Origin of the sequence: Micromonospora sp. GCM10011541, assembly GCF_042650725.1 — a bacterium.
GTDB classification, from domain to species: domain Bacteria; phylum Actinomycetota; class Actinomycetes; order Mycobacteriales; family Micromonosporaceae; genus Micromonospora; species Micromonospora sicca.
Genome location: NZ_JBHSBP010000043.1, coordinates 1 through 6,929 on the forward strand (window position 1 = coordinate 1; position 6,929 = coordinate 6,929).

Annotated in this window: 9 protein-coding genes; 2 read left to right on the forward strand and 7 right to left on the reverse strand. The window is 66.7% G+C overall.

Going from position 1 to position 6,929, the window contains the following annotated elements; translation table 11 throughout:
* Nucleotides 1-612 precede the first annotated feature (612 nt).
* Genes ACFOYX_RS16315 through ACFOYX_RS16325 form a run of 3 tightly spaced genes read right to left on the reverse strand, consistent with a single transcriptional unit; the run spans nucleotide 613 to nucleotide 2,041 of the window.
* A complete protein-coding gene (locus ACFOYX_RS16315; RefSeq protein WP_322442336.1) occupies nucleotides 613-1,176 on the reverse strand; it encodes a dihydrofolate reductase family protein in 564 nt (187 codons plus the stop codon).
* Nucleotides 1,164-1,670 carry an SRPBCC domain-containing protein gene (locus ACFOYX_RS16320; RefSeq protein WP_322442335.1) on the reverse strand — a complete coding sequence of 169 codons (507 nt, stop codon included), beginning with the start codon at nucleotides 1,668-1,670 and terminating at the stop codon, nucleotides 1,164-1,166. The genes ACFOYX_RS16315 and ACFOYX_RS16320 overlap by 13 nt, the downstream gene beginning before the upstream one ends.
* On the reverse strand, nucleotides 1,667-2,041 hold the full coding sequence (locus ACFOYX_RS16325; RefSeq protein ID WP_322442334.1) for a metalloregulator ArsR/SmtB family transcription factor: 375 nt from the start codon (nucleotides 2,039-2,041) through the stop codon (nucleotides 1,667-1,669). Before ACFOYX_RS16325 ends, ACFOYX_RS16320 begins: the two co-directional genes overlap by 4 nt.
* A 204-nt stretch (nucleotides 2,042-2,245) precedes the next feature.
* Here ACFOYX_RS16325 and ACFOYX_RS16330 point away from each other — a divergent pair, with 204 nt between their 5' ends.
* Complete coding sequence (locus tag ACFOYX_RS16330) at nucleotides 2,246-2,692, forward strand: hypothetical protein (protein ID WP_322442333.1); 447 nt, start codon at nucleotides 2,246-2,248, stop codon at nucleotides 2,690-2,692.
* Between the two features lie 48 nt (nucleotides 2,693-2,740).
* Here the strand turns inward: ACFOYX_RS16330 and ACFOYX_RS16335 are convergent, their stop codons facing one another.
* On the reverse strand, nucleotides 2,741-3,301 hold the full coding sequence (locus tag ACFOYX_RS16335) for a GNAT family protein (RefSeq protein WP_322442332.1): 561 nt from the start codon (nucleotides 3,299-3,301) through the stop codon (nucleotides 2,741-2,743).
* 207 nt (nucleotides 3,302-3,508) lie between these two features.
* On the reverse strand, nucleotides 3,509-3,793 hold the full coding sequence (locus tag ACFOYX_RS16340) for a hypothetical protein (protein WP_322442331.1): 285 nt from the start codon (nucleotides 3,791-3,793) through the stop codon (nucleotides 3,509-3,511).
* Between the two features lie 254 nt (nucleotides 3,794-4,047).
* On the opposite strand from ACFOYX_RS16340, the gene ACFOYX_RS16345 reads away from it, so the two are divergent.
* Nucleotides 4,048-4,506: an SRPBCC family protein gene (locus tag ACFOYX_RS16345; protein ID WP_322442330.1), complete on the forward strand. Its 459-nt coding sequence runs from the start codon at nucleotides 4,048-4,050 to the stop codon at nucleotides 4,504-4,506.
* Nucleotides 4,507-5,077: 571 nt separating this feature from the next.
* On the opposite strand, the gene ACFOYX_RS16350 is transcribed toward ACFOYX_RS16345, so the two are convergent.
* Both ACFOYX_RS16350 and ACFOYX_RS16355 read right to left on the reverse strand, forming a co-directional pair.
* Nucleotides 5,078-6,145 carry an NADH:flavin oxidoreductase/NADH oxidase gene (locus tag ACFOYX_RS16350; protein ID WP_322442329.1) on the reverse strand — a complete coding sequence of 356 codons (1,068 nt, stop codon included), beginning with the start codon at nucleotides 6,143-6,145 and terminating at the stop codon, nucleotides 5,078-5,080.
* A gap of 554 nt (nucleotides 6,146-6,699) precedes the next feature.
* Nucleotides 6,700-6,929: helix-turn-helix transcriptional regulator (locus tag ACFOYX_RS16355; RefSeq protein ID WP_377534097.1), on the reverse strand; the 230-nt coding region annotated here is incomplete at its 5' end.

A 6,929-nucleotide genomic window follows, 5' to 3' on the forward strand; every position in this document is an offset into this window, starting at 1 on the left:
AGGCCGTCGCAGCGGTAACAGGCAGCGGCCTCGCGGTGTACCGCGGCTGGATGCTGAGCAGTGGGCGGTACGCCGCGTTCGCCGAGGCGCTCGCCTGGCGCGGCGTGACGTTGAGAACCAGTCCCGAGCAGTACCGGCGATGGCCCAGTTGGCGGTGAGCTGCACCAAGTCTGGATCTCTGGTCTGGTCGCCACCGACGTGCTGCCGATGTTAGTGAACGCATGCTGCGCAGCGTGTGTGGCGACACTGCCGCAGCCGCACCCCGGCTACCACCCGACCCCGCACATCGGCGGCCCGCACATCCTTCAGCCATCTGCGAGGGGTTGAGGCGGCAACTACACCTGCATGCGCAATTGCCGATGAGCGGTTGCGTCGGGAGCGGTCGACGACCGTGCGCTGGCATGCCGACGGATCGACGAAGACGGACGGTTCTCGGGGCATTCCCCTAACTGAGGTTCGCTACCGCCACCGTCGTCCCGACGCGGTGGTTGACGCCTCCGCACACTGCTACTCGACGCAACCCGAGTTCGTGACGAGCGACCTCAACCGGCCGAATCAGTCGTCAGCGCTCCGCGTGTCATGCAGGCGCCGGCGATCGGAAAGGGCTGTCGTTCACTGTCCGAGAGGGCGGTAGCGGAGGTGTACGACGCCGTTTCGGAATCGGCGCTCATCGACGAGCTCAAGGTCAGCGCGCATGCCGGTAGGCAGCCCTGGCTTGCCCCCGCCGACGACCACGGGCCAGACGAACAGCTGGCACTCGTCGACCAGCCCGGCCTTGAAAGCCTGCGTCGCGAGGTTCGCACCTCCTACGGTGAGATCGCTGCTGGCCGTGGCCTTCAGTTCGTGTACCGCGGCGGGGTCGAAACGGCGTTCGAGTCGGGTGTCGGCAGTTGACACCGCGGCGAGGGTCGTGGAGTAGACGACTTTGTTCGCCGCCTTCCAGGCGGTCGCGAAGTCTGCCATGAGCTCGGACTGCCCGGCCAGAGCGGCGTCGGTCTCCCAGACGGCCATCGATTCGTACAGGCGCCGCCCGTAGAGGAACGTGCCGACCGATCGCAGGAGGTCGGTGGTGAACGCGAATACCTCGTCGTCGGGTGGGAACCAGTCGAAGGCGCCGCCTTCGTCCTCGATGTAGCCGTCAAGCGACACGTTCGTCACGTAAATCAGCTTGGCCATGCCTCTACCTCTCGATGATCAGCCGCAAGTGCCTGGATATTCATCAGCGTGGCGTCCAGTTTGGTGAATGCCTGGAGCCAACCCTCCTCGCTGGGGTGCGCCAGGTGTCCGGGGAGCCACTGGCGGATCTCGAGTCGTGTCCGTCCGTCGGCCTCGTCGTGGAACTCGATCCGGAGCCTGGTCTCGAACGGCTGAATGCCCTCCTGCAGCCGGCCTCTGACGTGCATGACGCCTTCGAGTAGTTCGCCGTCGGCGACGTCGGTGAGGTCGACGTGGATGTGCACGCGTAGGCCGGGGTCGGCTGCATTGACCTCCGTCCACCGTTGATAGCCGCCGGGGCGCACGTCGAACTCGATCTCGTCGCGCGGCAGTGAGTTGCCGGTCGGGCCCCACCAGGCCGCCAGGTGGTCGGGCTCGGTGAAGGCTCGGTAGACGAGCTCCCGCGGCGCGTCGAGCACGCGCGAGATGACCAGCTGCGGAGTTTCGGTGTTCATTCGAGTTCCCTGGGGTCGTCGGCCATCCGGTCCGTTGCCGGTCCGGCGGCCTGCACCGCGGCGAGGTGGGCATCGAGGCGGGTGAGGGACGAGTCCCAGAACCGCCGGTAGCGCTCGATCCAGTCGGCCGCCTCGCGCAGCGGGGCGGCCTCGAGGTGGCTCGCGCGCCACTTGCCCGACCGTGACCGCGAGATGAGCGCGGTGCGCTCGAGCACTTTCAGGTGCCGTGACACCGCCGGCATCGAGATGGACAGAGGAGCGGTGAGCTCTGTGACCGTGGCGTCGCGTGCGGCCAGCTCGGCGAGGATTGCCCGTCGAGTTGGGTCGGCGAGCGCCGAGAACACCGCGCTGAGCTGATCGGTGCCAGCCACCCGAAGTCCCCCTTCACTTAACGAACGTGTTAAGCGTATTGAAGCGCGAGTGATGTTGTCAACGGGATGCGTTCGCGGGCCGGCTCGGCCCCGCCACCAGCGCCGACGTACAGCCGAACAACCTGCGGCAAGGCGGTGTCCGCTTCTGCCGCGGTGCGCTGTCTGGCCGACGCGCTCTGCTCCTGCTACACACGGTCCGTGGGAATGGACATCTATGACCAGTACGAGCGGGACGCCGACCAGCACCTGGCCGCCTACGGTTTGCGGGTCGCGGCTGACCAGGTCCCGATCGTTCGGGATGTCCTCATGCGCGAAACCCAGCGCGAGGCGGCAACCTACGTTGGAACGGGAACCGTCCCCGGCAACACGCAGCTGATGCGGATCTGCGCCGTTCAGCTCTGGCACGTCGGCGCCGTCGAGGACGCGCTGGTGGTTCACCGCGCCCGCGGCACCAGTATGGACGCGACCGGTGCGATCGACGCGGAACTGATGCTGGGGGCGGGCGTGGCCAGGACCAAGGAGTATCTCGCGACCGTATGCACCGAGGAAGCCCGAGAGATCCTCGAGGTGATTGCGTGGGTGAAGGAGTGGTACGACCGCGGACGCTACGCAGCTTTCCTCGACAGGTACTACCGAGCTGGGTCCCACTGAGAACCTCCGGCCAGGGTTCATGCCAGCCTTCAGAGTCTTCGGCTGCTCCTACGGTGCTGCCTCTCGATGCCATGTCTCGGCGAGGAGGGCGTAGGTGTAGCCGTCCACCCAGCCCAGCTCGGCGTGCCAGGAATCGCCGACGCCGAGCTGCTCACGACGCATGCCGACCTTCTCGAGGATTCGCACCGAGGTGAGGTTGTCCGCGAAGCAGCCGGCGGTGATTCTCCGAATGCCCAGCTGGTCAAATGCGTACGCCACCACCGCGGTGACCGCCTCGGTCGCGTATCCATGGCCGCCGTAGGCTGGATCGAAGATGTAGCCGAGCTGGGCCTCGGTCCGCGGTGGCATGCCGGGTTGAGCCATGCCGTCGACGACGTCGAGCGAGACGGTTCCGATCACCACGCCGTCGAGCGTGGCCGCCATGCTGTGGTCGTGGGGGTCTGCGGCCGCGCGCCGCCACGCCGCGCGGAAGGATGCAGGGTCGACCTCCGTGCGGAGTAGCCAGCGCGTGACCTCCGGCGAATTGCGGTACTTCAGGATCCGGTCGACGTCCTCGTCACGCACTGGGCGAAGCTCGAGGCGTTCGGTGCGTACGGCGGTGTTCTCCATGAGGCGGCACGCTAGTGGACGCACCCCGGCGAGACGCCCGAATATGGGGCCGCCCGGCCCGACATGGCGCACTATCCGGTGGCCCCCGCCCCGGGTGCCGGCAGCACAGGACGCACGCACATGCCGCAGACAGCATGGGTGCGGCCATCCGGTCATGCCGCGAAGTGGTAGTCCGGTCACTGACGCCGATGCCAGCGGCGTTAAGTCCTACTCGCCGGCCGAGTCCCAGACACGCTCGAACGCGTCTCGCGCAATTGTGTAGCTGTTCCAGTCCTCGTCCGCGTCATCGAGGCTCGCCTGCCCCAGGCCTCCGTACTGGTCTTCCCCATGTCCAGGTCCGTAGCGGAGGACCGGCCCGTCGTCGTACGCCTCAATCTGGCGAACGGGCCAGCCATCCTCACCGACCTCGAAGTACCAGACGGAGTGTCCCCAACCGTCGAACTCGTCGCCTCGTGACTCATTCCAGCGACGGCGGAAGAAGCGACTCGGCACAGCGAAATCCTACGGCGCGCACATCTGGGGCGCACGCCAGATGAGAGCCACACCAAACAGCAGTGGGCAGCCGCGATGAGAGCGACCCCACCGGTCACCTCGACCAAGCCTGGCCGGGCTGCGGTCGTACCACCAGTCAATAGGTAGCCGCGATCCGCGTGTTACGCAATGTCACGGCGTGCCGGTCGCCGAGTGCGCGGATCTGCCGATGTGAGTGCGCCACGATCCCGAGCGCCGGGCACTAGGTTCGCTCCATGTACTCGACCCAGGTATCCCAACTCGTCAAGGCACCGCGCTCAGCCGTTTATCGGGCACTGCTGGACCCGGGCGCGGTCGCCAAGTGGCGGGTGCCCACTGGCATGAGCGGCCACGTGCACGAGTTCGACGCGCGCGAGGGCGGCTCGTTGCGCGTCTCGCTCACCTACGAGGCGCCGGACAATACCGGCAAGTCGACGGCACACACCGACAGCTACCACGGCCACTTCGTCAAGATCGTGCCCGACCAGCAGGTGGTCGAGGTCGTCGAGTTCGAGACCGACGATCCCGCGCTCCGCGGCGCGATGACCATGACCACGACGCTCACCGACGTGGACGGCGGCACAGAAGTCGTCGTCGTTCATGACGGCATTCCCGACGCGATCCCGGCCGAAGACAACGAGACGGGTACGCGCATCGCCCTGGCGAACCTCGCCAGACTCGTCGAACTCGGCTAGCGCGGCCCTGTCATAGCTGCTTCGGGCGTTGGCTGCTCGGCGGGTGGGGCGCATCCGACCATGCCGATGAGCGCTTGTCAAAGTGACAGAATTCAACCCCGCTGACTGGCGCCCACCGGGCAGTCCGCGGTCCGCGTCGCACGGCGCCCAGTGGCAGGACCATCTGCTCATAGCCGGTTCCCAGCATGTCCGGAAGCCAACTTGTCAACGCGCTCACGCCGCCCCCCAGTCTTATCCCGGACACTTCCGACGAGCGCCCGGCACGGAAGAACGACCCACCAGTGCGGAGGTTCACGTCGCGTACTGTGATATCGACGATCATTGGATCGCGGTGAAGACCGTGGCAGCGCGTGGAGCATGCGATAACCAGCGACGCATGCCACACTGATCAGGCTCGCCGTGCGTACTGACCTGCGGCGATGACGGAGTGTCCGCACACTCTCGACCACCTCCCGCAGCACGGACACTTCGTTGTCCGCGCTGGCAGACGGGGATGCCACTACCACTCGCCACCTGACGGCCGTCTTCTCCGGTGGACAGGGGGCGATGCGGTCGTGCGGTCATCTTCTGCTCATACGGCATAGCCGTACTGGTCGGGCCAGGCAGCTTCGGCACCGAACTCAGCGGCGGCGCGCAGCGGCCAATTTGGGTCTCGGAGAAGTTCGCGGCCCAGCAGCACAAGGTCGGCCTGCCCGGCCGAGAGAATCTCTTCGGCTTGTTTCGGCCGGGTGATGAGCCCGACAGCGCCGGTGGGAATCCCTGCCTCCTGACGGATTCGCGCAGCAAAAGGCACCTGGTAGCCCGCCTTCACCGGGATAACGTGCTGCCGTGCGATGCCGCCGGTCGTGCAGTCGATAAGGTCCACGCCGGCGGCGGCGAGCTCCTTGGCCAGGGCGACGCTGTCGTCAGCTGTCCATCCACCGTCGACCCAGTCGGTCGTGGAAATGCGGGTGAGTAGGGGAATGTCGTCCCCGATCGCGCTTCGAACAGCCTGCACCACCTCGAGCAACACTCGAGTGCGGCCGGTGTAGTCACCGCCGTACTCGTCCTTGCGGTCGTTGGTGACTGGTGACAGAAACTCGTGCAACAGGTAACCGTGAGCGGCGTGCAACTCGACGGCGGAGAAGCCGGCATCCACCGCTCGCTGGGCTGCGGCGGCGAAGGCCTCAACGATGCCGGCCACTTCGCTGGCGGCAAGCGCCCGCGGCGTGCGGTACTCGGGTGCGAACGGCTCGTCGCCAGCGCCGACAACCGGCCATCCTCCGTCGGCGTCGGCGACGCCGCCGTGCTGCGAGGCCCAGGGCCGGTAGCTGGACGCCTTGAACCCGGCATGGGCAAGCTGCACAGCGGGAGCGGCGCCGCGCGCCTTAATGAACGCCGTGATGGGTCGCCAGGCGTCGATGTGAGCGCTGGACCACAGCCCCGTGTCCTGCGGGCTTATCCGGCCTTCGGGCACAACCGCAGTCGCTTCGGTGATGACCAGGCCGGCACCGCCGGCGGCACGAGCGCCCAGATGGACCAGGTGCCAATCGCCCGGCAACCCGTCACCTGCGGCGCTGTACTGGCACATCGGCGCCATTGCGATCCGATTCCTCACGGTCAATCCGCGCAGATTGAACGGTTCGAACAGACGGGTCATGGTGCTTCGGCCCTCCGGAAGGGATGCGTCACGCGGAATTTCTGGGGGCGCCGGCGAGACTCACTGAGAGTATGCGTGGTTGCTGTACGTGGAGGCGGGCCGACTCATATTAATTTCGCCGTACTTATGCCGCGCTACTCCGATCATTGATCCGAGCTCTCCGAGAAGCTCAACCATCCATCCAGTGCAACGCTAACGAGACGGACTTTCTGCACGGTGAATGTTCACTGATCGGCCTAAAGGACGTCTCGTAACCCCGGCCTCTGTCCGTTCAGGACACCACCACCGGCTGCAGTCAACCCTGGGCTACCTGCCGCCAGCCGAGTACGAATTGTTGTTCACGCTCACCACCAGCCCGATGGCCTCCTCGTCGTCGACCACACCCCTTGGCGACACGACGGGCAAGTGTTCCCGCCAAGGGTGCCCGTCTCGGCCAAGCATGGCCCGACATCACTGCAGTCCTGGACGAACTCCTCGACACGCTGACCTCGGACGACTGACCGCCGGGGCCGGCGCACTGGTCGGCGTCGGTCGCCGCCTGACCTGTTAGGGCGTCAGCCTGTCGGCGTCTCGGCCAGGTCGTAGTCGTGCTGGACCGGTTCCTGCCGCTGCTGGCGGCGGTACCGGCCAGGCGACAACCCGAACTGCCGCTTGAACGCGTTGGCGAAGGCGAACTCCGAGGCGTAGCCGACCCGGCGGGCAATGGCCGCCAGCGGCGCGTCGTCGCGGGTCAGCAGGTGCGCGGCGCTGTTGAGGCGCCACCACGTGAGATAGGCAAGCGGGG

Bases quoted from the DNA above. Each gene is read 5' to 3' on its own strand.
- ACFOYX_RS16350 (WP_322442329.1), bottom strand. From the start codon at position 6,145: ATGACCCGTCTGTTCGAACCGTTCAATCTGCGCGGATTGACCGTGAGG.
- ACFOYX_RS16315 (WP_322442336.1), bottom strand. From the start codon at position 1,176: ATGGCCAAGCTGATTTACGTGACGAACGTGTCGCTTGACGGCTACATC.
- ACFOYX_RS16335 (WP_322442332.1), bottom strand. From the start codon at position 3,301: ATGGAGAACACCGCCGTACGCACCGAACGCCTCGAGCTTCGCCCAGTG.
- ACFOYX_RS16330 (WP_322442333.1), top strand. From the start codon at position 2,246: ATGGACATCTATGACCAGTACGAGCGGGACGCCGACCAGCACCTGGCC.
- ACFOYX_RS16320 (WP_322442335.1), bottom strand. From the start codon at position 1,670: ATGAACACCGAAACTCCGCAGCTGGTCATCTCGCGCGTGCTCGACGCG.
- ACFOYX_RS16345 (WP_322442330.1), top strand. From the start codon at position 4,048: ATGTACTCGACCCAGGTATCCCAACTCGTCAAGGCACCGCGCTCAGCC.